The 23,401-nt window shown below is 68.8% G+C and carries 21 protein-coding genes; 14 read left to right on the top strand and 7 right to left on the bottom strand.

Features of this window, described 5'->3' with window-relative positions; translation table 11 throughout:
* The first annotated feature begins 178 nt into the window (after positions 1-178).
* The 5 genes from OEJ37_RS03980 to OEJ37_RS03960 all read left to right on the top strand — a co-directional run bounded on the left by OEJ37_RS03980 (position 179) and on the right by OEJ37_RS03960 (position 5,342).
* Complete coding sequence (locus OEJ37_RS03980; protein WP_263343265.1) at positions 179-2,242, top strand: bifunctional 2',3'-cyclic-nucleotide 2'-phosphodiesterase/3'-nucleotidase; 2,064 nt, start codon at positions 179-181, stop codon at positions 2,240-2,242.
* Positions 2,243-2,250: 8 nt separating this feature from the next.
* Positions 2,251-3,096, top strand: coding sequence for a tetratricopeptide repeat protein (locus OEJ37_RS03975; RefSeq protein ID WP_263343264.1), 846 nt, complete (start codon positions 2,251-2,253; stop codon positions 3,094-3,096).
* A 68-nt stretch (positions 3,097-3,164) separates the two neighbouring features.
* Entirely contained in the window at positions 3,165-4,085 is a 921-nt protein-coding gene (locus OEJ37_RS03970) for a biotin--[acetyl-CoA-carboxylase] ligase (protein ID WP_175919461.1), read from the top strand.
* On the top strand, positions 4,082-4,870 hold the full coding sequence (locus OEJ37_RS03965) for a type III pantothenate kinase (protein ID WP_263343262.1): 789 nt from the start codon (positions 4,082-4,084) through the stop codon (positions 4,868-4,870). The genes OEJ37_RS03970 and OEJ37_RS03965 overlap by 4 nt, the downstream gene beginning before the upstream one ends.
* A gap of 229 nt (positions 4,871-5,099) precedes the next feature.
* Positions 5,100-5,342, top strand: a complete 243-nt coding sequence (locus tag OEJ37_RS03960; protein ID WP_175919463.1) for a hypothetical protein — start codon at positions 5,100-5,102, stop codon at positions 5,340-5,342.
* A 16-nt stretch (positions 5,343-5,358) separates the two neighbouring features.
* On the opposite strand, the gene rfaE2 is transcribed toward OEJ37_RS03960, so the two are convergent.
* From rfaE2 to OEJ37_RS03930, 6 genes are all read right to left on the bottom strand, one after another.
* Positions 5,359-5,844 (bottom strand): D-glycero-beta-D-manno-heptose 1-phosphate adenylyltransferase, encoded by a 486-nt coding sequence (rfaE2, locus tag OEJ37_RS03955; RefSeq protein WP_263343261.1) that lies wholly within the window; start codon positions 5,842-5,844, stop codon positions 5,359-5,361.
* Positions 5,845-6,018: 174 nt separating this feature from the next.
* Entirely contained in the window at positions 6,019-6,897 is an 879-nt protein-coding gene (locus OEJ37_RS03950; RefSeq protein ID WP_011353352.1) for a diiron oxygenase, read from the bottom strand.
* A gap of 476 nt (positions 6,898-7,373) precedes the next feature.
* On the bottom strand, positions 7,374-8,600 hold the full coding sequence (locus tag OEJ37_RS03945; RefSeq protein ID WP_174421260.1) for a patatin-like phospholipase family protein: 1,227 nt from the start codon (positions 8,598-8,600) through the stop codon (positions 7,374-7,376).
* A 24-nt stretch (positions 8,601-8,624) separates the two neighbouring features.
* Positions 8,625-9,374: a PhaM family polyhydroxyalkanoate granule multifunctional regulatory protein gene (locus OEJ37_RS03940; protein WP_175941442.1), complete on the bottom strand. Its 750-nt coding sequence runs from the start codon at positions 9,372-9,374 to the stop codon at positions 8,625-8,627.
* Positions 9,375-9,456: 82 nt separating this feature from the next.
* On the bottom strand, positions 9,457-10,284 hold the full coding sequence (locus OEJ37_RS03935) for an enoyl-CoA hydratase/isomerase family protein (RefSeq protein WP_174419914.1): 828 nt from the start codon (positions 10,282-10,284) through the stop codon (positions 9,457-9,459).
* A 122-nt stretch (positions 10,285-10,406) separates the two neighbouring features.
* Positions 10,407-11,399 carry a fumarylacetoacetate hydrolase family protein gene (locus OEJ37_RS03930; protein ID WP_263343260.1) on the bottom strand — a complete coding sequence of 331 codons (993 nt, stop codon included), beginning with the start codon at positions 11,397-11,399 and terminating at the stop codon, positions 10,407-10,409.
* Between the two features lie 127 nt (positions 11,400-11,526).
* Here OEJ37_RS03930 and OEJ37_RS03925 point away from each other — a divergent pair, with 127 nt between their 5' ends.
* The 5 genes from OEJ37_RS03925 (at position 11,527) to metH (ending at position 18,318) form a co-directional block, all read left to right on the top strand.
* Positions 11,527-12,393, top strand: a complete 867-nt coding sequence (locus OEJ37_RS03925; protein WP_263343259.1) for an IclR family transcriptional regulator — start codon at positions 11,527-11,529, stop codon at positions 12,391-12,393.
* Positions 12,394-12,510: 117 nt separating this feature from the next.
* Positions 12,511-13,791 carry a DUF3108 domain-containing protein gene (locus OEJ37_RS03920; protein ID WP_263343258.1) on the top strand — a complete coding sequence of 427 codons (1,281 nt, stop codon included), beginning with the start codon at positions 12,511-12,513 and terminating at the stop codon, positions 13,789-13,791.
* A 241-nt stretch (positions 13,792-14,032) separates the two neighbouring features.
* Positions 14,033-14,290 carry a DUF3567 domain-containing protein gene (locus OEJ37_RS03915; protein WP_006477667.1) on the top strand — a complete coding sequence of 86 codons (258 nt, stop codon included), beginning with the start codon at positions 14,033-14,035 and terminating at the stop codon, positions 14,288-14,290.
* Positions 14,291-14,490: 200 nt separating this feature from the next.
* The gene (locus OEJ37_RS03910; RefSeq protein WP_263343257.1) at positions 14,491-15,558 is read left to right on the top strand and encodes a homocysteine S-methyltransferase family protein; all 1,068 of its coding nucleotides are present in this window, start codon (positions 14,491-14,493) and stop codon (positions 15,556-15,558) included.
* Between the two features lie 42 nt (positions 15,559-15,600).
* A complete protein-coding gene (metH, locus tag OEJ37_RS03905; protein ID WP_175919466.1) occupies positions 15,601-18,318 on the top strand; it encodes a methionine synthase in 2,718 nt (905 codons plus the stop codon).
* A 112-nt stretch (positions 18,319-18,430) separates the two neighbouring features.
* Here metH and OEJ37_RS03900 read toward each other — a convergent pair whose 3' ends face one another.
* Positions 18,431-18,754 carry a DUF1840 domain-containing protein gene (locus tag OEJ37_RS03900; RefSeq protein WP_263343256.1) on the bottom strand — a complete coding sequence of 108 codons (324 nt, stop codon included), beginning with the start codon at positions 18,752-18,754 and terminating at the stop codon, positions 18,431-18,433.
* A 201-nt stretch (positions 18,755-18,955) separates the two neighbouring features.
* Here OEJ37_RS03900 and argS point away from each other — a divergent pair, with 201 nt between their 5' ends.
* The 4 genes from argS (at position 18,956) to OEJ37_RS03880 (ending at position 23,248) form a co-directional block, all read left to right on the top strand.
* Positions 18,956-20,737 (top strand): arginine--tRNA ligase, encoded by a 1,782-nt coding sequence (gene argS / locus OEJ37_RS03895; RefSeq protein WP_175919467.1) that lies wholly within the window; start codon positions 18,956-18,958, stop codon positions 20,735-20,737.
* 119 nt (positions 20,738-20,856) lie between these two features.
* Entirely contained in the window at positions 20,857-21,747 is an 891-nt protein-coding gene (locus tag OEJ37_RS03890) for an SPOR domain-containing protein (protein ID WP_263343255.1), read from the top strand.
* 69 nt (positions 21,748-21,816) lie between these two features.
* Positions 21,817-22,455 (top strand): thiol:disulfide interchange protein DsbA/DsbL, encoded by a 639-nt coding sequence (locus OEJ37_RS03885; RefSeq protein ID WP_263343253.1) that lies wholly within the window; start codon positions 21,817-21,819, stop codon positions 22,453-22,455.
* A 19-nt stretch (positions 22,456-22,474) separates the two neighbouring features.
* A complete protein-coding gene (locus tag OEJ37_RS03880) occupies positions 22,475-23,248 on the top strand; it encodes an SDR family oxidoreductase (RefSeq protein ID WP_174419921.1) in 774 nt (257 codons plus the stop codon).
* The last annotated feature ends 153 nt before the right edge of the window (positions 23,249-23,401 follow it).

The following is a 23,401-nucleotide window of genomic DNA, read 5'->3' as shown; positions in this document are numbered from 1 at the left end:
CTGCCCCCGGAGGCCGCCGCACACGCGGCCCGCCGCCGGCGTCATCGCCTTTCATTCTTCCGTCACGTTTCCTTTCGATACTCTCACGCGCCGCACCTCAGGCCGTCGGCGCTCTGCGCCGCCATTTCGTTGCGCACTTCGCATTTCACAAAACAGAACTCCGAGAACAGGACAACCGATGCGTTTCCCCCCGCTTTCCCGCCGCCGCGTACCGGCCGCCGCCGCGCTCGCCAGCCTGGCCTTTGCCCTCGCCGGCTGCGGCGGCGACGACGTCACCGCCCCGCCGCAGACGCAGGCCCAGGCGCCCGTCGGCACGACGGCCACGCTCGCGCTGCTCGAGACGACCGACCTGCACACCAACGTGCTGTCGTATGACTATTTCAAGCTCGCCGCCGACAATTCGCTCGGCTTCGAGCGCGTGTCGACGCTGATCGCGCAGGCGCGCGCGCAGTACCCGAACACGCTGCTGCTCGACAACGGCGACACGATCCAGGGCACCGCGCTGTCGGACTACCAGGCGCTCGTGAAGCCGATCGGCTGCGACCAGACGCTCGCGATCTACAAGGTGATGAACGCCGCGAAATTCGACGGCGGCGGGATCGGCAACCACGAGTTCAACTACGGGCTGCCGTACCTGTCGCAGGTGACCGGCAACACGTTCGAGGTCGACGGCCTGCCGGCCCCGGCCCAGCAGAAGAAGTGCGCGGGCCCGAACTTCCCGCAGGTGCTCGCGAACGTGATCAGCGCGAAGACCAACGCGCCGCTGTTCACGCCGTACACGATCCTGACCCGCACGGTGACGGCGACGACGCCGGACGGCAAGACGGTCAGCGCGCCCGTGAAGATCGGCATCATCGGCTTCACGCCGCCCGCGATCATGAGCTGGGACAAGCGCTGGCTCGACGGCAAGGTCTACACGACCGGCCTGAAGGAAGCCGCCGAGAAGTACATTCCCGAGATGCGCGCGAAGGGCGCCGATCTCGTCGTCGCGATCTCGCACGGCGGCCTCGACAATTCCGCGTATTCGCCGACGATGGAAAACGGCAGCTGGTGGCTGTCGACGGTAACCGGCATCGACGCGATGCTGATCGGCCACTCGCACCAGGTGTTCCCGGACGCGAACAGCACCGTGTCACAGTTCAACCTGCCGGGCGTCGACAAGGTCAAGGGCACCGTCAACGGCGTGCCGACCGTGATGGCCAACTACTGGGGCAAGCACCTCGGCGTGATCAAGCTCGGCCTGAAGTTCGACGGCAAGACGTGGAGCGTCGACAAGTCGCAGACGACCGTCGAGGCGCGGCCGATCCAGAACGCCGACAAGACCTACGTCGCGGCCGACCCGTCGGTATCCGCGGCGATCGCCGCCGAGCACCAGGCGACGATCGACTACGTGAAGACGCCGGTCGGCTCGACCGACTACCGGATGAACTCGTACTTCGCGGATGTCGGCGACCCGGGCGCGATCCAGATCGTCAACGAGGCGCAAGCCGACTACGTGAAGACCTACGTGCAGGCGAACCTGCCGCAGTACGCGTCGCTGCCGGTGCTGTCGGTCAGCGCGCCGTTCAAGAGCGGCTTCGGCGGCGGCAGCGACTACACCGACGTCGCGCCGGGCGCGCTCGCGATCAACAACGCGGCCGACCTGTACCTGTATCCGAACACCGTGTACGCGGTGAAGGTGAGCGGCGCCGACGTGAAGAACTGGCTCGAAACCGCCGCGAAGCGCTTCAACCGGATCGATCCGACGCAAGCGACCGTACAGAAGCTCGTCAGCAGCTTCCCCGGCTACAACTTCGACATGTTCACGTCGGCCGATCTCGCGTACGAGATCGACGTCACGCAGCCGCTCGGCAGCCGGATCAGGAATCTGACGTACAAGGGCGCGCCGATCGACCCGAACGCGCAGTTCATCGTCGCGACCAACAACTACCGCGCGAGCGGCGGCGGCAACTTCCCGGGCCTCGACGGCAGCAAGACGATCTTCGCGTCGCCCGATGCGAACCGCGACGTGCTGATCGCATTCATCAAGAAGCGCGGCGCGATCACTCGCGCGGCCGACGGCGCGCAGCGCAGCTGGCGCTTCACGAAGCTCGCGAGCTCGGTCGCGCACGTGCAGTTTGCGTCCGCACCGAACCGTCTCGGCGATGCGGCAGCGGCCGGCCTGACCGGCATCACGCAGGTCGCGGCCGACGACGGCTCGGGCAAGAACCTCGCCACCTACGAGATCGACCTCACGCAATGAGACACGCGATGCAACCGATCCGGACGATGCGGCCGGCCGAAACCGGCTTCGCTGCCGCCGCGCGGCGCCTGCTGCGCGCGAAACTCCCGCCGGCCGCGCTGCTCGCGGCGGCGGCCGTGACCGTCGCGGCCGTGGTAGCTGCGACCGGCTTGCGCGGCGCCAGCCCCGCGCCCAGCGCCGCGCAACTCGACGAGTGGCAGGCGATGGTCACGCAGGCCACCGAGCCGCATGCGCTCGCGCAATTGCGTACCCTCGCGCGTCGCGGGTCGGGCGCCGCGCAGGCGGCGCTCGGCATCGCGCTCGTCGACGCGCGCGAACCGGGGCTGCGCGACGAGGGGCGCGGCTGGCTGGAAACCGCCGCGCAGGCTGACGGCAAGGCCGACGCGCCGGCCGCGCGGCGCGCGCAGCTCGCGCTCGGCAAGGCGTTGCTGCTCGGCAGCGGCGACATCCCGAAGGACTACGTACGCGCACGCGCGCTGCTCGGCGAAGCGGCCGAACAGGGCGACCCGGCCGCCGCGTATTACCTCGGGCTGATCTATCGCAGCGGCTACGGCATCGCCGCCGATCCGGTGCAGGCCGCGCACTGGTTCGACATCGCGTCGCGTGCGGACATCCCGGCCGCGGACTTCATGCTCGCGAACGCGTACCGCGATGGCAGCGGCGTGCCGCGCGACGACGCGCGCGCGCTTGCGCTGTATCGCCGGGCCGCCGAACACGAGCTGCCGGAAGCCGTGCAGACGCTCGCGATGGCCTATCGCAACGGCGAGCTGGGGCTCAGGCCCGACGCGGACGAATTCCACGCGCAGTGGATCGAGACCGCGCATGCGCTGAAGCATCCGGTTGTCGCGCCGTGATGTGATGGTTCTTCGGTTCGCGCGCGTTGCCCGACGCGCCCCCGCCCCCTGTCGCTACAATAGTCACCATGAACGCCCCCACCTCCTCCGACACGCCCGATTCCGGCGACGCGCACATCGCGCGCAACCGGCTCGAGGCGCACCTGGACGCCGCGCCGCGTGCGTGGCCGCTCGACATCGTCGCCGCCACCGGCTCGACCAACGCCGACGTCGCGACGCGGCTCAAGGCGCTGCCGCGCAGCGCGAACGCGTTGCCCGCGCCGCTCGTGCGCGTCGCGTTCGAGCAGACGGCCGGCCGCGGCCGACAGGGCCGGCCGTGGTTCGCGCAGCCCGGCAATGCACTGCTGTGCTCGGTCGGCTGCATCGTGCCGCGCCCCGTCGACGCGCTCGGCGGCCTGAGCATCGCGATCGGCGTCGCGCTCGCCGAAGGGCTGGCCACGCTGCCGCTCGACGCGCGCACGCGCGTGGCGCTCAAATGGCCGAACGACCTGCTGCTGACGGCGACCGACGACGGCACGCCCCGCATCGTCGGCAAGCTCGGCGGGATCCTGATCGAAACCGTCTGGACCACCGCCGACGCGACCGCCGTCGTGATCGGCTTCGGCATCAACGTGCGCGGTGCGGAAGCCGTCGCCGCGCAGGTCGACGCGCTACGCGCACGCGACGCGACACTCGCGAGCGGGCTGCCGCCCGCCGCGCTGTCGATCGCGTGCGCGTCGGCCAACCTCACCGATACGCTCGCCGCGTCGCTGAACGCGCTCACGCCCGCGCTCGCGCAGTTCGGCACCGACGGGCTCGCACCGTTCCTGCCGCGCTGGCACGCGCTGCACGCGTACGCGGGGCGCGAAGTCGTGCTGCTCGAACAGGGCGTCGAACGCGCGCGCGGCATCGCGACCGGTATCGATGCGACCGGACAGTTGCTGCTCGACACGCCGAACGGCGTGCAGGCGATCGCGGCCGGCGACGTGTCGCTGCGCGAAGCGCAATGAGCGAGCCGCACCTGCTGATCGACGCCGGCAACAGCCGGATCAAGTGGGCGCTCGCCGACGCGCAGCGCACGCTCGTCGACACGGGCGCGTTCGGCCACGCGCGCGACGGCGGCGCCGATCCCGACTGGTCGAACCTGCCGCGTCCGCGCGGCGCATGGATCTCGAACGTCGCGGGCGCCGACGTGGCCGCACGGATCGACGCGCTGCTCGACACCCGCTGGCCGGGCCTGCCGCGCGCGACGATACGCTCGCGACCCGCGCAATGCGGCGTGACGAACGGCTATACGGCCCCCGAACAACTCGGCAGCGACCGCTGGGCCGGCCTGATCGGCGCACACGCGGCGTTTCCGGGCGAGCATCTGCTGATCGCGACGTTCGGCACCGCGACGACGCTCGAGGCGCTGCGCGCGGACGGCCGCTTCACGGGCGGGCTGATCGCGCCGGGCTGGGCGCTGATGATGCGCGCGCTCGGCACGCACACCGCGCAGTTGCCGACGCTCACCACCGACATCGCGAGCGGGCTGCTCGCGGGTGCGCAGGCCGAGCCGTTCCAGGTCGATACGCCGCGCTCGCTGTCGGCCGGCTGCCTGTACGCGCAGGCCGGGCTGATCGAACGCGCGTGGCGCGATCTTGCCGACGCCTGGCAGGCGCCCGTGCGGCTCGTGCTGGCAGGCGGCGCGGCGGACGATGTCGCGCGTGCACTGACGGTCCCGCATACGCGGCACGACGCGCTGATCCTGTCCGGGCTCGCGCTGATTGCCGAGGAAGCGGCAGCGCAGAATTGACGGAGTTGCGTCGGCTTCGCCGTCTCGCCGACGGTATCGGTGCATGCCGGTGCAGAATTTCGTCGCGGGAACGTTGGGGGAACGCGCCGCCGCAAGCGGCCCGCCGCCCGCGAGGCGAAGGCCGCACACGGGTTGCCTGACTGTTGAGAACAGTCACGGAAGTAACGAAAACGCCGGCCATGCGGCCGGCCCGACTGAATGACGTGAACCACGACGAGGAGTTTCGACGATGCTGCGCTGGCTGATCGCTGTTCTCTTTCTCGCCAACATGCTTGCGTTCGTGGTGGCGCGCGGCGTGTTCGGGCCGCTGCCGGCAGCCGGCCCGCGCGAACCCGGCGTGCTGTCGCGGCAGGTGCAGCCCGACGCGCTGCGCGTGACGCCGCTGGCGCAGGCGACCGACCAGCCCGTCGTCGGCGGCCCGATCGCGTCGCCGGGCGTCACGGCCGCGCCGCTCGCGGCGTCCGCGCCCTGACGGTACCGATCCGCGCTCAGGACTGCTGCGCGCGGACCTTCTTCAGCAACGCGGTGGTCGAGCGGTCGTGCTCGAACGGAATCGCCAGCGCGCGGCCGCCCCAGCCGCGCACGAGCGCCGATTCCGGCAGCGCATCCATGTCGTAGTCGCCGCCCTTCACGAGGATGTCCGGACGGATGGCCTCGATCAGCGACACTGGCGTCTGTTCCTCGAACTTCACGACCCAGTCGACACTTTCCAGCGCCGCGAGCAGCGCCGCGCGATCGTCCTCGCGGTTGATCGGCCGGTCGTCGCCCTTGCCGAGCATGCGCACCGACGCATCGCAGTTCACGCCGACGATCAGGCATGCGCCGAGCGCTTTCGCGTCGGCGAGATACGTGACGTGGCCGCGATGCAGGATGTCGAATACGCCGTTGGTGAACACGACGGGCGACGGCAGCGCCGCGCGCAGGGCGACGAGGGCATCACGGGTGATCAGCTTGCGTTCGAAGGTGGCGGACATGATGGAGATCGGACGGAATGAACGATGGCGCGCACGGCGGCCCCGACGGCAGGACGCGGCGGCGACGCCAGATAAAAAGCCCGCCGGACCGGCCGGGCGGGCTTCATGCAACGGACACGAAACCGCGCAACGCGGCCCCGGCGCGACTCACGCCGACTACGGTGCCCGACGGCCTCAGGCCGGCTGCGCGGCCGACGACGGGCCGCTTTCGGCCTGCAGGCGGCCGGTGACTTCCTTGCGGTAGCGGTTCAGCTCCTGCGCGGTCGCGAACGTGCGCTCGAACAGGATCGACAGGTTGTGCAGGATGCGCTCGACGACCTTCTTTTCCCACTCGCCGTCGAAACGGATCTGCTCGTCGAGCCAGCGCTCGAGCCATTCCGGATCCGGCAGGCGCGACTGCACGGTGTCGCGCGGGAACAGCGCCTGGTTCACGTGCAGGTTGGTCGGGTGCAGCGGCTTCTCGGTGCGGCGCGCCGACGCCATCAGCACGCCGATCTTCGCGAACGCGGCACGCGCGACGTCGCCGCAGTTGTTCAGCGCCTTCTTCATGTAGCGCAGGTACGCGCCGCCATGGCGTGCTTCGTCGCGCGAGATCGTTTCGTAGATCTGCTTGATGACGGGCTCGGTGTGCCAGTCGGCCGCGCAGCGGTACCAGTGGTTCAGGCGGATCTCGCCGCAGAAGTGCAGCATCAGCGTTTCGAGCGGCGGCGCCGGGTCGAACTGGAAGCGCACCGCGTGCAGTTCCTCTTCGGTCGGCACCATTTCCGGCTTGAAGCGGCGCAGGTATTCCATCAGCACGAGCGAATGCTTCTGCTCCTCGAAGAACCACACGCTCATGAACGCGGAAAAGTCGCTGTCGTGCTGGTTGTCGCGCAGGAACATTTCCGTCGCGGGCAGCGCCGACCATTCGGTGATCGCGTTCATCTTGATCGTCTTCGCCTGCTCGTCGGTGAGCAGCGAAGCGTCGAACTTGTCCCACGGAATGTCCTTCTCCATGTCCCATCGGACGGCTTCGAGCGACCTGTAAAGTTCCGGATAAAGCATCGTGTTCATGATGGTCCCACCCCTGTTCTGCGCAATGCGACTTCTCTAAACGTGACTGTTGCCGCAAAGGCGCGCCAAGCGCGCTTTTTGCAGCCAAGACTGTAATTTTACGCGTGAAACCGACCGACCGGACGCTGATTCCGCGTCCGGCAGCCGGGCGGCCGCGCCGCCGCCGTTGGGCACGCCGCAGCCACGCTCCGTTCGAACGGAACCGGCCGCGCCTGCCTGAGTTGGGGGCCGGCACTGGCCGGCTCGTTGGCGAGCCCGTCCCCTGCCCCCAGGCGGGTTCCCCGTAGGGTCCCGTGCGGATGCCGGATCGGCGGGCTGCTCGATGTGGTGTATACGGCGGCGGCCATGATATCACGCGTGTATGACGCTTCCGAGACGCCTGCCCGGTCGCGCGCCGCCAATCCCGGTGCGGCGATCGGTCGCGCCCCAGCGTCGCGAAAACGCAACCTCGCGCAACCGCCCGCCATCCGCGTGCATCAGACCCGTATTTCGCCCGTCGCGAGGCCGTCTTCCGGCGGCATGCCGGCTGCCGGCGCGCTGCCGCCGTCCGCCAGCGCGATCCAGCCGGCGAGCGTGTCGCGCTGCGCGCGCCCGTCGCCGTAGCCGAGCTCGATCAGTTCGCGCGTGAACGCCTCCTCGAACAGCAGGTAGCTCGCGAACGACGCGCCGGCCGGCTGGCTGCCGCCGACCGCGCCGAGCAGCCCGCGCATCGCCGCCGGCATCTGCTTCAGGTGCTTCGCGGCGATCAGCTCGATACGCTCGGACGGCGCAATCGCGAGCACGTCGACGTGCCGCCAGCCGCTGTCGACCTCGACCTGGTGCGGCAGGTGCTCGATCATCCGGTTGATGTGCTCGATCCGCTCGATGTCCGAGCCGATCGAGTCGAGGAACACGCTCGCAAGCACCTGCTGGCCGATCTGCGCGAGCGTCGGGTAGCCGCGCACGCGGCCGGCGCCGTTCGCGGCCGGAATCTCGGGCCGCGGGTCGGCCGCGCCGACGACGACGATCCGGTGCGCGCCGAAGTGGATCGCCGGCGACAGCGGCGCGATCTGCCGGATCGAACCGTCGCCGAAGTATTCGATCTGCCCGTCGAGCACGAGCGGCACGGCCGGGAATACGAACGGAATCGCCGACGACGCGAGCAGGTGCGACGCCGACAAATCGACGAGCCGCGCGGTGCGCTGCGCGCGCCGCCACGCCTGGATCGGCTCGGCCGCCTGGTAGAACGTGAGGTGCCGGCCGCTCGAATAGCTGAGCGCCGTCACCGCGAGCGCGTGCAGCAGGCGCGCCTCGAGCATCTGCTCGATCCGGTGGAAGCTCAGTTCGCGCTGCAGCAGGTGCGCGAGCGGCGTGTTGTCGAGCAACCCGCGCGGCGAACGGCGGGCCGCCCAGCCGAACGTCATCGTCGCGAGCCAGCGTGCGCCGGCGGCCGCGATGCCGAGCCAGTCGGTGCGGTACACGTAGTCGGGGCGCAGGTGCTCCCAGAATTCGAGCAGGCGGCGCACGCCGTGGGAAAAGTCGTCCGCGTGGCTCGCGATCGACGTCGCGTTGATCGCGCCGGCCGACGAGCCGCACACGACCGCAAACGGCAGTGTCTGCCGGTCCGGATCGGCCTCTCGCGCGATTTCGGCCAGCGCCTTCAGCACGCCGACCTGGTAGGCGGCACGTGCACCGCCTCCCATCAGAACGAGCGCGAGCCGCATGATCGACCTGCTAGCTGTGCCGTGTCACGTCGAGCGCTTCGGCGGACGGGTTTCGGGCGACGATGCGGCCGCCGCGCTCGCCGCGGCCGAACCGGCCGGCTTCGCGCGCTTCGCGGCGGGCTTGCGCGGCGCGGCGGCGGCCCGTGCCGGCTTCGCGGGCTGCTCCGGCGGGGCGGCTGCTTCCGGCGGCGCGTCGCCCGGCGCCGCGGGCTGCATGCCCGGCTGCGCCATCGCGAGGCTCGCGAGCTGGTTGAACTGCGACTGCAGCAGGTTCCACCAGCCGGCCGGGTCGAACGCCTGCTGCGCGGCCTCGCCTTCCGGCGGCGCATCCGCACCGTCCGTCGGCGGTGCTGCATCGCCCGGCGACGCCGACGCGGCTTTCGCCGCCTGCGCGGCCGCGACGGCCGCTTCCTCGGCCGCCGACATCGAACTTTGTGCGAACGCGCCGAACGCACGCAGCGTCGCGAGCGTCGCGCGCTGCACCTCGAGCGCCTGGATCGCGGACTGCAGCATCCCGAGATTGAGCTTCAGCCACTGCTCGACCGCGCGCAGATCGGTGATCCGCTTGTCGAGTTCCTCGACGCTCGTGAGCGGCGCCATCATGTCGGACATGCTCGACAGCGACGGCGGCAGCCCTTGCGTGGCGCCCGGAAACGACGTCATCCCGCCGAACGGCGACATCCGCATCATGTCCCACATCCGGTCCATCATGTCGGCGGGCTTGAAGCCGGCAAAGCCGGCGAAAGGGTTGGAGCCGGAGGCATCGGTCGTCATACGGGCATCCTGGTTGACTGGGGGAGCGAGGCGGCCGCCATGGGTCGTGCAGCCGCGCGTGATTCGATCATAGCGCGCGTCGTCAGAACGGCGCGTCGCCGGGGAAGTCGGGCGGGCGCCGCTCGCGCAGCGAACGGATGCCTTCCTGCACGTCGGGCCCCGAGAAGCCCATGAATTCGAGCGCGAGCGACGTATCGAAGGTCGGCCCGGCCGTGCGCAGCCAGTTGTTTAGCGCATATTTGGTCCAGCGGATCGCCGACTGCGAGCCGTGCGCGAGCCGCTCGGCCACTTCGTACGCCTTCGGCAGCAGGTCGGCCGGCTCGACCGCGAGCGATACCAGCCCGATCCGCTCGGCCTCCTCGCCGCTCACGGGCTCGCACAGCAGCAGGTAGTACTTCGCCTTCGCCATCCCGCACAGCAGCGGCCACACGATCGCCGCGTGGTCGCCGGCCGCGACGCCGAGCCGCGTATGGCCGTCGATGATGCGCGCATCCTTCGCGGCGATCGAGATGTCGGCGAGCAGCCCGGCGACGAGCCCCGCGCCGACGGCCGGGCCGTGCATCGCCGACACGATCGGCTTGCTGCAGTTGATCACGTTGTAGACGAGGTCGCGCGCCTCGCGCCACACGCGGGCGCGCACGTCGAAGTCGTTCGCCATGTCCTCGACGAGCGCGAGATCGCCGCCCGCCGAAAAGCCCTTGCCTTCGCCGCGGATCACCGCGACGCGCGTGTCGGGATCGCGATCGACGTCGCGCCAGATGTCGGCGAGCTCGCGATGCATGCGCGCGTTCGCGGTCGCGAGGCCGCTGCGGTTCGCGCCCTCGCCGCTCATCACGATGTCGAGCACGCCATGGTCGCGGCGCGTCACCTTCAGTGCTTCATAACCGCCGTACGCGGCGAGATCGGCCATGTGCTGCTCCTTGCGAGACGCTTGAATCGAGTGTAGCCAAGCCCGCGCGGGCAAACATCAGGCGAAACCCGGCGCGCGGGCCTGGGCCGGGTCTCGCGCGGGCGCTGCGTGCCCTGCGTCCCTTACGCCGCGCCGTCGGGCGGTGCGACCGATTGCTCGATCGCGCCGAAGATCGACTTGCCGGCCGCATCGAACATCTCGATGCGCACGGTGTCGCCGTAGCGCATGAATTCGGTCTGCGGCGCGCCGTGCTCGATCGTCTCGAGGCAGCGCTTCTCGGCGATGCAGCAGTAGCCGCGCTTCGCGTCCTTGTTCGACACCGTGCCCGAACCGACGATCGAGCCGGCACGCAGGTTGCGCGTCTTCGCCGCGTGCGCGACCAGCTGGCCGAAGTGGAACACCATATCGGTGCCCGCGTCGGGCTGGCCGACCTTCCTGCCGTTCCAGTGGACGATCATCGGCCGGTGCACGCGGCCTTCGCGCCATTCGTCGCCGAGCTCGTCGGGCGTCACGGCGACCGGCGCGAACGCGGTGGCCGGCTTGCTCTGGAAGAAGCCGAAGCCCTTCGCGAGCTCGGCCGGAATCAGGTTGCGCAGCGACACGTCGTTCGCGAGCGTGACGAGCCGCACGGCCTTCAGCGCGTCGTCGGGCGACGTGCTCATCGGCACGTCGCCGGTGATCACCGCGACTTCCGCCTCGAAATCGATGCCCCATTCCTCGGACGGGCACACGACGTCGTCGCGGGGCCCCAGGAAATCGTCGCTGCCGCCCTGGTACATCAGCGGATCGGTCCAGAACTCGGGCGGCATCTCCGCGCCGCGCGCGCGGCGCACGAGCTCGACGTGGTTCACGTACGCGGAGCCGTCGGCCCATTGGAACGCGCGCGGCAGCGGCGCCATGCAGTTGGCCGGATCGAACGCGAACGCGTTGCGCGCGCGTCCCTGGTTCAACGCGTCGTACAGGTCGCGCAGCTGCGGCGCGTAGAACGCCCAGTCGTCGAGGACGCGCTGCAGCGTCGGCGCGATCGCGTCGGCGATCGCCGCGGTGTGCAGGTCGCGCGACACGACGATCAGTTGGCCGTCGCGCGTGCCGTCCTTCAGCGAAGCAAGTTTCATAGGGGAATCTGCCGTTGTAGTGACGATGGAAGGAATCTATTTTACGATGGTGAATCCATGCGGCGCGCATGATCGCGCACGCCGTTTTCGCCCCGATCCTTGCCGCATTTTCGCGCACCCGTTGCCCATGCCCGCCAGCCCGCTTCCCGACGACGATCTCGCCGACTCCGACACCGACGACGCCGCTTCCGGCGAGCACGGCGAGAAAGTCCGTTCCGGCATCCAGTCGATCGAGGTCGGCTTCCGCCTGCTCGACGTGCTGACGAGCGAGCCGCGCGCGATGATGCTGCGCGACCTCGCGCAGCGCGCGGGCATGAGTCCTGCGAAGGCGCACCGCTACCTGGTCAGCTTCTCGCGGCTCGGCGTCGTGTCGCAGGATCCCGTGTCGGGCCGCTACGAGCTCGGCGGCTTCGCACTGCAGATGGGGCTCGCGCGGCTCGCACGCGTCGACGGCGTGAAGCTCGCGCGGATCGCGCTGACCGAGTTCCGCGACCGCCTCGACCAGACGGTCGGCATCGCGGTGTGGGGCAACCAGGGGCCGACGATCGTGCACTGGATGGAATCGAGCCATCCGGCGAAGGCGTCGCTGAAGCTCGGCGACGTGATGCCGCTACTCGGCTCCGCGACCGGGCTGCTGTTCGCCGCGTACCTGCCGCGCAGCAAGACCGCCGCGATGCTCGAGCGCGAACTCGCCGATACGCGCCGCTCGCCGCATCACGGCGGCCCGCGCACGCTCGACGAGGTCGACGCGGTGCTGGCCGACGTGCGCGAGCACGAGGCCGCGCGCGTCGAGGGGATGCTGCTGCCGACGATCCATGCGTTCTGCATGCCCGTGTTCGACGCGGTCGGCGAGCTCGCGCTCGCGATCGTCGCGCTCGGCCAGGAAGGCTCGTTCGATATTGCGTGGGGCGGCGAGATCGACACCGCGCTGCGCGCGTGCGCGCGGAAACTGTCTTACGAACTCGGCTATAGTCCCGACGCGCGCCACGCCTGACGCACGCGAGACACCCCGGTACACGCCGCACCGCGAACGCGCGACGCCTCCGACGGTCCGATTCCTGTGGCGCGCGCTGCACGCCCGACGTCACGCGACCGACCCGACCCCGTTCCGATGCCCATGCAGCCTGCCGACATCCGCCCGAGTCACGCCCTGCCCCGCCGCTGGCTGCGCGTGGGCGTCGCGCTCGTCGTCGTGCTGGTGCTGCACGCGCTCGCCGCGATCTGGCTGATACGCAATCGCGAATCGTTCACGCCGCCCGCGCCCGCCGAGGTCCCCATGCAGATCGAGCTGCTGAAGCCGCAACCGATCGAGCGCCAGCCCGCGCCGCCCGCGCCGAAGCCGGTCGAGCATCCGGCCGCCCCCGCGCCGGCCGCGCCCAAGGCCGCCGCACCGAAGCCCGCACCGTCACCCGAGCCGGTCCTCACGTCGACGCAGACGGCCGAGCACGGCGAGCCGCCGCCGGCCGCCGCGTCCGCGGCGAGCGGCGTACCGGGTGCATCGGGTGCATCGGGCACGCTCGCCGCATCGGCCGCCGGCGCCAGCAGCGCCGCGACGCCGGGCCCCGCGACCAGCGGCGTGAAGTTCGCCGCGCCGCCGTCCGGCGACCTGCAGTACGACACGTTCTACAACGGGATGCAGAACATGATCGGCACGATCCACTGGCGCACCGACGGGCGCACCTACGACCTGTCGGTATCGATGCCGGTGCCGTTCGTCGGCCCGTTCGCCTATCGCAGCGAAGGCCGCATCGACGCGTTCGGCGTCGCGCCCGACCGTTACGTCGAGCAACGCGGCAAGCGGCCGGAAGACATCGCGATCTTCAACCGCGAGATCCGGCAGGTCGTGTTCACGCGCACGCCGAACAACGCGCCGCTGCCCGACGGCGTGCAGGACCGCTTCAGCATGCTGATGCAGTTGTCGGGGCTCTTGCGCGGCAACCCGTCCGCCTACAAGCCGGGCGTCACGCAGCAGTTCTTCGTGATCGACAACAACAGCGGCGAGACCTGGCCGATCACGGTGATCGGCGACGAGCAGGTGCAGACGCAGGCCGGCATCATCGACGCGCGGCACTTCATGCGCCTGCCGCGCCGCGACGGCGACACGCGCCGCATCGACATGTGGCTCGCGCCGTCGCTCGGCTGGCTGCCCGCTCGGCTCGTGCAGACCGAACCGAACGGCGCGCAGATCGAGCTGCTGTGGCACGGCCGGCTCGCGGCGCCGGCCGTGCCGTCCGATGCGGCGCCGGCAGGCGGTGCAACGAACGCGCCCGCCGGCGCATCGACGCCCGATGCATCGGCCGCACCGCCCGCCCCGTCCGCGGAACCGGCACAACCCGCGCCGCCGGCCACCGTGCAACCGCCCGCGCAACCGGCTGCGCCTGTCACACAGTGAACGCGCAGGGATCGGCAATTTCGACCGATTACAGATTTCCGCGAAATGGCCGATGACACTCTTTAACAACTATTTCAGTCCACCGGCAGACAATAAGAAACGTTTCATAGACATCGGCTTCTAACCGATACACCCCACGCAACGGGAACGGGGTGTGCAGCGCAAGCCCCTTGAAACCGGCAAGGCTCGCCCCACCTAGGGGACAACAAGGCCAGATGCCACTGCGAAGAGGAGTGCCGCCATGCAAATGATCTACAACAGCCCCAACTACTGCGTCGTCGAATTTGCGCCGCAGGCCGGCCATCATCTGATGAATGCCGGCGGGTACGAAATCGTCGACAAGAACGCGCAGCGCGAGATCTTCATCGACGGCGAACTTGCCGAACGCTTCCGCGCGCACGTGAAGCAACTGATCGAGGATGAACCGTCGCTCGACGAAGTCGACGAATTCCTCGGGCAATTCGACAGCCTGATGATGATGCCCGTCGTGCTGCACTGACGACCCGCGGCCCGGCGCCTCGCGCGGCCGGGCCATTCGCCGCGCACCGACGCGGCGCCGCGAGCACTCCGTTCACGCCCCCGTCCGGTTCGCCGGCGGGGGCTTTCGTTTGGCGGGCGCCCCAGCCGGCGCGAGGCCGGGCGGCGGCCTGGCGCACCGGCTACAATGACGCTTTTCCCGTCTTCGCCGGTCCTCCGCCCATGTCTGCGACTCCTCTCGCCGCTTCCGTCCCGCTCGACGCGCCCTACACGCGCGGCGCCGCACTGCCCGCGCTGCTGAAATCGCGCATCCTGATCCTCGACGGCGCGATGGGCACGATGATCCAGCGCTACAAGCTCGACGAAGCCGCGTATCGCGGCGAGCGCTTCAAGGATTTCACGCGCGACATCAAGGGCAACAACGAGCTGCTGTCGCTCACGCAGCCGCAGATCATCCGCGAGATCCACGACCAGTACTTCGCGGCCGGCGCCGACATCGTCGAAACCAACACGTTCGGCGCGACGACGGTCGCGCAAGCCGACTACGGGATGGAAGATCTCGTCGTCGAGATGAACGTCGAATCGGCGAAGCTCGCGCGCGAATCGGCCGCGAAATACGCGACGCCGGACAAACCGCGCTTCGTCGCGGGCGCGATCGGGCCGACGCCGAAGACGGCGAGCATCTCGCCGGACGTCAACGATCCGGGCGCCCGCAACGTCACGTTCGACGAGCTGCGCGACGCGTACTACCAGCAGGCGAAGGCGCTGCTCGACGGCGGCGTCGACCTGTTCCTCGTCGAGACGATCTTCGACACGCTGAACGCGAAAGCCGCGCTGTTCGCGCTCGACGAGCTGTTCGAGGACACCGGCGAGCGCCTGCCGATCATGATCTCGGGCACCGTCACCGACGCGTCGGGCCGGATCCTGTCGGGCCAGACGGTCGAGGCGTTCTGGAATTCGCTGCGCCACGCGAAGCCGCTCACGTTCGGCCTGAACTGCGCGCTCGGCGCGGCGCTGATGCGCCCGTACATCGCCGAGCTCGCGAAACTGTGCGACACCTACGTGTCGTGCTACCCGAACGCGGGCCTGCCGAACCCGATGAGCGACACCGGCTTCGACGAAACGCCGGACGTCACGTCGGGCCTGCTGAAGGAATTCGCGCAGGCCGGGCTCGTGAACCTCGCGGGTGGTTGCTGCGGCACGACGCCCGAGCACATCGCCGAGATCGCGAAGGCGCTCGCCGACGTGAAGCCGCGCCGCTGGCCGAACCAGTACAGCGACAACGCCTGACCCGACCGCCCCACGCCCTTCATTACACGAATTCGCACCGCCATGACCGATCACATGATGCGCCTTGCCGGCCTCGAGCCGTTCAACGTCACGTCCGGAACGCTCTTCATCAACGTCGGTGAACGCACCAACGTCACCGGCTCGAAGGCGTTCGCGCGAATGATCCTCAACGGCCAGTTCGACGAGGCGCTCGCCGTCGCGCGCCAGCAGGTCGAGAACGGCGCGCAGGTGATCGACATCAACATGGACGAGGCGATGCTCGATTCGAAGGCGGCGATGGTGCGCTTCCTGAACCTGATCGCGTCGGAGCCGGACATCGCGCGCGTGCCGATCATGATCGACTCGTCGAAGTGGGACGTGATCGAGGCCGGCCTCAAGTGCGTGCAGGGCAAGGCGATCGTGAACTCGATCTCGCTGAAGGAAGGCGAGGAAGCGTTCCGCCGCCACGCGAACCTGATCCGCCGCTACGGCGCGGCCGCCGTCGTGATGGCGTTCGACGAGAAGGGACAGGCCGACACGTACGAACGCAAGACCGAGATCTGCAAGCGCTCGTACGACTTCCTCGTGACCGAAGTCGGCTTCCCGCCGGAAGACATCATCTTCGACCCGAACATCTTCGCGGTCGCGACCGGCATCGAGGAGCACAACAACTACGCGGTCGACTTCATCGAGGCGACCCGCTGGATCAAGCAGAACCTGCCGTACGCGAAGGTGAGCGGCGGCGTGTCGAACGTGTCGTTCTCGTTCCGCGGCAACGACCCGGTGCGCGAGGCGATCCACACCGTGTTCCTGTACCACGCGATCCAGGCCGGCATGGACATGGGCATCGTCAACGCCGGCCAGCTCGGCGTATACGCCGAGCTCGACGCCGAGCTGCGCGAGCGCGTCGAGGACGTGATCCTGAACCGCCGCGCCGATTCCACCGACCGCCTGCTCGAGATCGCCGACAAGTTCAAGGCGGGCGGCGCGAAGAAGGAAGAGAACCTCGAGTGGCGCAACCAGCCGGTCGAGAAGCGGCTCTCGCACGCGCTCGTGCACGGCATCACGACCTTCATCGTCGAGGACACCGAAGAAGTGCGCGCGAAGATCGACGCGGCCGGCGGTCGCCCGATCAACGTGATCGAAGGCCCGCTGATGGACGGGATGAACATCGTCGGCGACCTGTTCGGCCAGGGCAAGATGTTCCTGCCGCAGGTCGTGAAGTCGGCGCGCGTGATGAAGCAGGCCGTCGCGCACCTGATCCCGTTCATCGAGGAAGAGAAGCGCCTGCTCGCGGAAGCGGGCGGCGACGTGCGCGCGAAGGGCAAGATCGTCATCGCGACCGTGAAGGGCGACGTGCACGACATCGGCAAGAACATCGTGTCGGTCGTGCTCCAGTGCAACAACTTCGAAGTGGTCAACATGGGCGTGATGGTCCCGTGCAACGAGATCCTCGCGAAGGCGAAGGTCGAGGGCGCGGACATCATCGGGCTGTCGGGCCTCATCACGCCGAGCCTCGAGGAAATGGCGTATGTCGCGTCCGAAATGCAGCGCGACGACTACTTCCGCGTGAAGAAGATCCCGTTGCTGATCGGCGGCGCGACCACGTCGCGCGTGCACACGGCCGTGAAGATCGCGCCGCACTACGAGGGCCCGGTCGTCTACGTGCCCGACGCGTCGCGCTCGGTGTCGGTCGCGTCGAGCCTGCTGTCCGACGAAGGCGCGACGAAGTATCTCGACGAGCTGAAGTCCGACTACGAACGCATCCGCGACCAGCACGCGAACCGCAAGGCGCAGCCGATGGTCACGCTCGCCGAGGCGCGCGCGAACAGGACGAAGGTCGACTGGGCCGGCTACACGCCCGTGAAGCCGAAGTTCATCGGCCGCCGCGTGTTCAAGAACTACGACCTGAACGAACTCGCGAACTACATCGACTGGGGCCCGTTCTTCCAGACGTGGGACCTGGCAGGCCCGTACCCGGCGATCCTGAACGACGAGATCGTCGGCGAATCGGCGCGGCGCGTGTTCTCCGACGCGAAATCGATGCTCGCGCGCCTGATCCAGGGCCGCTGGCTGAGCGCCAACGGCGTGATCGCGCTGCTGCCGGCGAACACCGTCAACGACGACGACATCGAGATCTACAGCGACGAATCGCGCTCGGAAGTACTGCTCACGTGGCGCAACCTGCGCCAGCAGAGCGTGCGCCCGGTGGTCGACGGCGTGATGCGGCCGAACCGCTCGCTCGCCGATTTCATCGCGCCGAAGGAATCGGGCGTCGCCGACTACATCGGGATGTTCGCGGTGACGGCCGGCCTCGGCGTCGACGTGAAGGAAAAGCAGTTCGAAGCCGACCACGACGACTACAGCGCGATCATGCTGAAGGCGCTCGCCGACCGCTTCGCGGAAGCGTTCGCCGAGGCGATGCATGCGCGCGTGCGACGCGAGCTGTGGGGTTACGCGAGCGGCGAGACGCTCGACAACGACGCGCTGATCGCGGAAAAGTACGCGGGCATCCGCCCGGCACCAGGCTACCCGGCCTGCCCCGATCACCTCGTGAAGCGCGACATGTTCGACGTGCTGCATGCGGACGAGATCGGCATGAGCGTGACCGACTCGCTGGCGATGCTGCCGGCCGCGAGCGTGTCGGGCTTCTACCTCGCGCATCCGGACAGCCGCTATTTCTCGGTCGGCAAAATCGGGCAGGATCAGCTCGAGGACTACGCTCGGCGCATGGCGCTGTCGCTCGACGACGCGCGCCGCGCGCTCGCGCCGCAGCTCTGATCGATGCAAACGGGCGGCCGACCGCCCGTTTGGTCAGACAAAAAGAAAAAGCCCGCTCGGAAGCGGGCTTTTTCCTGCCTTACCAAACTTTCGTACTGCCGGGCAAGGAAGCTCAGAAGCCCCAGTGCACATCGGCTTCGCCGGCTTTCGCCTCGCGCAGCATCGTGAGGAACGGCGCGACACGCTGGGCCAGGTTCGGCGGCACTTCGTGATGCGCGTGATCGGCTTCGTCCTCGTGGAAATGGCCGGCGTGCTCGGCGCGCGCCTGCTTCGCCTGCGCAACTGCGCCTTCCAGCTTCGCGATCGCGTGGTCCAGCTCGTCGTGCGTAATCACACCGCGCTCGCCCAGCTGCTTGCCGACGAGGCCCAGCACATACACCGCGAAATCCTTCAGCACGTCGAGATCCTGTGCCGCCTTGCTCTTGAACGTAATCATGACAATTCCCTTTTCATCTTGTTGTGCCTGCGCGGCGAGGTTGGGGGAACGCCGGCAGACCGGCGTCCGGCCTCGCGGACGCGGGGCGCCTGAGCGGCATATTAGCACCTGTTAAAATTCTGCGATCCCTGAAACGCGCGCTTAAAAAGCGCGCCGGCGGCCCGGCGTTTCCGGCCGCCACCAACGAAGCCTTCTACCAGCATGCTGCCAGCACACAAACAGACCCTCGAAGCCCTGCTCGCGGATAGCGTCAAGCAGGTCGCACACGCGCTGAAAGGCGCCGACGCAGCGTTCGTCGCCCCGGCCATCACGCTGGAGCGCCCGAAGGTCGCCGCGCACGGCGACGTCGCGTGCAACGTCGCGATGCAGCTCGCCAAGCCGCTCGGCGCGAACCCGCGCCAGCTCGCCGAGCAGATCGTCGCCGCGCTCACCGCGCAGCCGGCCGCGCAAGGGCTCGTCGAAGCCGCCGAAATCGCCGGCCCCGGCTTCATCAACCTGCGCCTGTCGGCCGCCGCGAAGCAGGCGGTGATCACCGCCGTGTTCGACCAGGGCCGTGCATTCGGCACGTCGGATCGCGAGAAAGGCAAGCAGGTGTTGCTCGAATTCGTGTCGGCGAACCCGACCGGCCCGCTGCACGTCGGCCACGGCCGCCAGGCCGCGCTCGGCGACGTGCTCGCGAACGTGATCGCGAGCCAGGGCTACGCAGTGCACCGCGAGTTCTACTACAACGACGCAGGCGTGCAGATCGGCAACCTCGCGATCTCGACGCAGGCGCGCGCGCGCGGCCTGAAGCCGGGCGACGCGGGCTGGCCGGAAGCCGCGTACAACGGCGAATACATCGCCGACATCGCACGCGACTACCTGAACGGCGAAACGGTCGCCGCGTCGGACGGCGAGCCCGTCAAGGGCACGGGCGACGTCGAGGATCTCGACGCGATCCGCAAGTTCGCGGTCACGTACCTGCGTCGCGAACAGGACATGGACCTGCAGGCGTTCGGCGTGAAGTTCGACCAGTACTACCTCGAGTCGTCGCTGTACAGCGAAGGCCGCGTCGAGAAGACGGTCGACGCGCTGATCAAGGCCGGCATGACCTACGAGCAGGACGGCGCGCTGTGGCTGCGCACGACCGACGAAGGCGACGACAAGGATCGCGTGATGCGCAAGTCGGACGGCACGTACACGTACTTCGTACCGGACGTCGCGTACCACGTGACCAAGTGGGAGCGCGGCTTCACGAAGGTGATCAACATCCAGGGCTCGGACCACCACGGCACGATCGCGCGCGTGCGCGCGGGCCTGCAGGGGCTGCACATCGGGATCCCGAAGGGCTATCCCGACTACGTGCTGCACAAGATGGTCACCGTGATGCGCGACGGCCAGGAAGTGAAGATCTCGAAGCGCGCGGGCAGCTACGTGACGGTGCGCGACCTGATCGAATGGTCGGGCGGTGCCGCGGCGGGCCAGGAAGCGGCGCCCGACCTGATCGACGAGGCGACCATCACGCGCGGCCGCGACGCGGTGCGCTTCTTCCTGATCTCGCGCAAGGCCGATACCGAGTTCGTGTTCGACATCGACCTCGCGCTGAAACAGAACGACGAAAATCCGGTCTATTACGTCCAGTACGCACATGCGCGGATCTGCTCGGTGCTCAACGAATTGAAGTCGCGCTACAACGTCGACGCCGCGCAACTGCCGGGCGCCGACCTGTCGCAACTGACGAGCGCGCAAGCGGCATCGCTGATGCAGAAGCTCGCCGAGTATCCGGACATGCTCACGCACGCAGCGAACGAGCTGGCGCCGCACGCGGTCGCGTTCTACCTGCGCGATCTCGCTGGTGAATTCCACTCGTTCTACAATGCGGAGCGCGTGCTGGTCGACGACGAAGCGCCGCGCAATGCGCGCGCCGCGCTCCTCGCCGCGACGCGGCAGGTGCTCGAGAACGGCCTGGCGGTGCTCGGCGTGTCCGCGCCAGCCAAGATGTAAGGACGCAAGCGGCCCGAACCGGGCAGCGAATGGCCGCGGCAGCGCCCGCCGTCGGATTAACCGCCGTCGGATAGCCCGCCGCGGCCTTTTCACGATTCTTTTTGCAGGTGACTCAAGCAATGGCACAACCACGCCGCACTTCGAAACAATCGAAACAAGCCGGAGGGACATTTCTTGGAATCGTGCTGGGCCTGATCGTCGGCCTCGCGATCGCCGTGGTGGTGGCGCTCTACATCACGCGTTCGCCGTCGCCGTTCGTGTCGAAGGTCGCGCCGCCGCCGGCCGACAACGGCGCGAGCCAGCCGCAGCAGTTCGACCCGAACCGCGCGCTGCAGGGCAAGACGCCCGGCCAGCCGGTGCCGCAGGCCGCGCAGCCCGCGCCGCCCAACACCGCGCCCGGCCAGGCCGCGAACCAGACCCAGGGCGGCCTGTTGCCCGAGCCGCAGATCGTCGAAGTGCCGCCGTCGGCCAACGGGTCGAGCGGCTCGAACAACACCGGCAGCTCGAGCAACACGACCGCGTCGAACAATACGTCGTCGGGTAACGGCGTCGCCGTCGCGCCGAAGCCGGCCGACACCACGCCGCCGAAGAAGACGCAACCGCAGCAGCAGCAGGCCGGCGAGGACGACCTCGCGCGCTTCGCCGCGCAGAAGCAGGCGCAACAGGCCGCCGCGCAAAAGCAGCAACAGCAGCAGGCCGCGAACACGCCGAAGCCGACGTCGTCGGCCACCGCCGCCGCGGCAGCGAAACCGCCGACCGCGAGCGACGCGAATACCGGCTACTTCCTGCAGGTCGGCGCGTACAAGACGGAAGGCGACGCCGAGCAGCAGCGCGCGCGCCTCGGCTTCCAGGGCTTCGAGTCGAAGGTGTCGAAGCGCGATGTCAGCGGCGTGACCTATTTCCGCGTGCGCGTCGGCCCGTTCTCGAAGTTCGAGGACATGAACTCGGCCCGTCAGCGCTTGTCCGATGCAGGTGTCGACACGGCGGTGATCCGCTTCACGAAGCAGTAGGCAGCCGGTCGAGCCCACGCAGAACCCGTTACGTTTCGTAACCCGAGCAACTGATTCGACGTTCACAACATGAAAAAACTGCTTAGCACGCTCCTTCTGTCCCTGGGCCTCGCGGCCGGCTTCGCCCAGGCAACGCCCGCCGCGCCGGTCGCCGGCAAGGACTTCGAGGTGATGAAGTCCCCGCAGCCGGTGTCCGCGCCGGCCGGCAAGGTCGAGGTGATCGAGTTCTTCTGGTACGGCTGCCCGCACTGCTACGAATTCGAGCCGACGATCGAGGCCTGGGTGAAGAAGCAGGGCAACAACATCGACTTCAAGCGCGTGCCGGTCGCATTCCGTGACGATTTCGTGCCGCACTCGAAGCTGTTCTATGCGGTGTCCGCGCTCGGCATCTCCGAGAAGGTCACGCCGGCGATCTTCAACGCGATCCACAAGCAGAAGAACTACCTGCTGACGCCGCAGGCGCAGGCCGACTTCCTGGTCACGCAGGGCGTCGACAAGAAGAAGTTCATGGACGCGTACAACTCGTTCAGCGTGCAGGGCGAGGTGAACCAGTCGGCCAAGCTGCTGAAGGACTACGCGATCGACGGCGTGCCGACAGTCGTCGTCCAGGGCAAGTACAAGACGGGCCCCGCTTACGCGAACAGCATCCCGGGTACCGCCCAGGTGCTCGATTTCCTCGTGAAGCAGGTTCAGGACAAGAAGCTTTGATTCCCGCCCGCGCGCCGGCATGACTACTCCGCTGAAGGTCTTCATCACCGGCGCGTCGAGCGGCCTCGGCCTCGCGATGGCCGAGGAATACGCCCGCCAGGGCGCCACGCTCGCGCTCGTCGCGCGGCGCACCGAGGCGCTCGATGCGTTCGCGCGGCGTTTCCCGAAGCTGTCCATCTCCGTCTATTCCGCCGACGTGCGCGATGCCGACGCGCTCGCGACGGCCGCCGCGTCGTTCATCGCGACGCACGGCTGCCCGGACGTCGTGATCGCGAACGCGGGCATCAGCCAGGGCGCCGTCACGGGCCAGGGCGATCTCGCGACGTTCCGCAACGTGATGGACATCAACTACTACGGGATGGTCGCGACGTTCGAGCCGTTCGTCGGCCCGATGACGGCGTCGCGCCACGGCACGCTGGTCGGCGTCGCGAGCGTCGCCGGCGTGCGCGGCCTGCCCGGCTCCGGCGCGTACAGCGCGTCGAAGTCGGCTGCGATCAAGTATCTCGAATCGCTGCGCGTCGAGCTGCGCCCGGCCGGCGTCGGCGTCGTGACGATCGCGCCCGGCTACATCCGCACGCCGATGACCGCGCACAACCCGTACCGGATGCCGTTCCTGATGGACGCCGACCGCTTCGCCGCGCGCGCGGCGAAAGCGATCGCGCGGCAGCACGCGTTCCGCGTGATTCCGTGGCAGATGGGCGTCGTCGCGAAGGTGCTGCACGTGCTGCCGCGCTGGCTGTACGACCGCCTGTTCGAGAAGGCGCCGCGCAAGCCGAAGGCCGGCGCGCACTGACGCACCGGCGGGTTGGCCCGCCGCGCGGCTCGTTCGGCAATTCGATCGTCGCAACGGCGCTCCGGTTTCGGCGGCACAAGCGTCGTTGCCCCGCCCGCTCCACGCCGTCTCCACACCCTCTCCGCGCCTTCTCCGCGCCTTCTCCGCGCCTTC

It is taken from the genome of Burkholderia sp. BKH01, from assembly GCF_025685725.1.
Taxonomy (GTDB): Bacteria; Pseudomonadota; Gammaproteobacteria; order Burkholderiales; family Burkholderiaceae; genus Burkholderia; species Burkholderia pyrrocinia_C.
The sequence above is the reverse complement of the archived record's forward strand: the minus strand, read 5'-3'. Positions and strand labels throughout refer to the sequence as shown.

Bases quoted from the DNA above. Each gene is read 5' to 3' on its own strand.
- OEJ37_RS03980 (WP_263343265.1), top strand. From the start codon at position 179: ATGCGTTTCCCCCCGCTTTCCCGCCGCCGCGTACCGGCCGCCGCCGCG.
- OEJ37_RS03975 (WP_263343264.1), top strand. From the start codon at position 2,251: ATGCAACCGATCCGGACGATGCGGCCGGCCGAAACCGGCTTCGCTGCC.
- OEJ37_RS03970 (WP_175919461.1), top strand. From the start codon at position 3,165: ATGAACGCCCCCACCTCCTCCGACACGCCCGATTCCGGCGACGCGCAC.
- OEJ37_RS03965 (WP_263343262.1), top strand. From the start codon at position 4,082: ATGAGCGAGCCGCACCTGCTGATCGACGCCGGCAACAGCCGGATCAAG.
- OEJ37_RS03960 (WP_175919463.1), top strand. From the start codon at position 5,100: ATGCTGCGCTGGCTGATCGCTGTTCTCTTTCTCGCCAACATGCTTGCG.
- rfaE2 (WP_263343261.1), bottom strand. From the start codon at position 5,844: ATGTCCGCCACCTTCGAACGCAAGCTGATCACCCGTGATGCCCTCGTC.
- OEJ37_RS03950 (WP_011353352.1), bottom strand. From the start codon at position 6,897: ATGAACACGATGCTTTATCCGGAACTTTACAGGTCGCTCGAAGCCGTC.
- OEJ37_RS03945 (WP_174421260.1), bottom strand. From the start codon at position 8,600: ATGCGGCTCGCGCTCGTTCTGATGGGAGGCGGTGCACGTGCCGCCTAC.
- OEJ37_RS03940 (WP_175941442.1), bottom strand. From the start codon at position 9,374: ATGACGACCGATGCCTCCGGCTCCAACCCTTTCGCCGGCTTTGCCGGC.
- OEJ37_RS03935 (WP_174419914.1), bottom strand. From the start codon at position 10,284: ATGGCCGATCTCGCCGCGTACGGCGGTTATGAAGCACTGAAGGTGACG.
- OEJ37_RS03930 (WP_263343260.1), bottom strand. From the start codon at position 11,399: ATGAAACTTGCTTCGCTGAAGGACGGCACGCGCGACGGCCAACTGATC.
- OEJ37_RS03925 (WP_263343259.1), top strand. From the start codon at position 11,527: ATGCCCGCCAGCCCGCTTCCCGACGACGATCTCGCCGACTCCGACACC.
- OEJ37_RS03920 (WP_263343258.1), top strand. From the start codon at position 12,511: ATGCCCATGCAGCCTGCCGACATCCGCCCGAGTCACGCCCTGCCCCGC.
- OEJ37_RS03915 (WP_006477667.1), top strand. From the start codon at position 14,033: ATGCAAATGATCTACAACAGCCCCAACTACTGCGTCGTCGAATTTGCG.
- OEJ37_RS03910 (WP_263343257.1), top strand. From the start codon at position 14,491: ATGTCTGCGACTCCTCTCGCCGCTTCCGTCCCGCTCGACGCGCCCTAC.
- metH (WP_175919466.1), top strand. From the start codon at position 15,601: ATGACCGATCACATGATGCGCCTTGCCGGCCTCGAGCCGTTCAACGTC.
- OEJ37_RS03900 (WP_263343256.1), bottom strand. From the start codon at position 18,754: ATGATTACGTTCAAGAGCAAGGCGGCACAGGATCTCGACGTGCTGAAG.
- argS (WP_175919467.1), top strand. From the start codon at position 18,956: ATGCTGCCAGCACACAAACAGACCCTCGAAGCCCTGCTCGCGGATAGC.
- OEJ37_RS03890 (WP_263343255.1), top strand. From the start codon at position 20,857: ATGGCACAACCACGCCGCACTTCGAAACAATCGAAACAAGCCGGAGGG.
- OEJ37_RS03885 (WP_263343253.1), top strand. From the start codon at position 21,817: ATGAAAAAACTGCTTAGCACGCTCCTTCTGTCCCTGGGCCTCGCGGCC.
- OEJ37_RS03880 (WP_174419921.1), top strand. From the start codon at position 22,475: ATGACTACTCCGCTGAAGGTCTTCATCACCGGCGCGTCGAGCGGCCTC.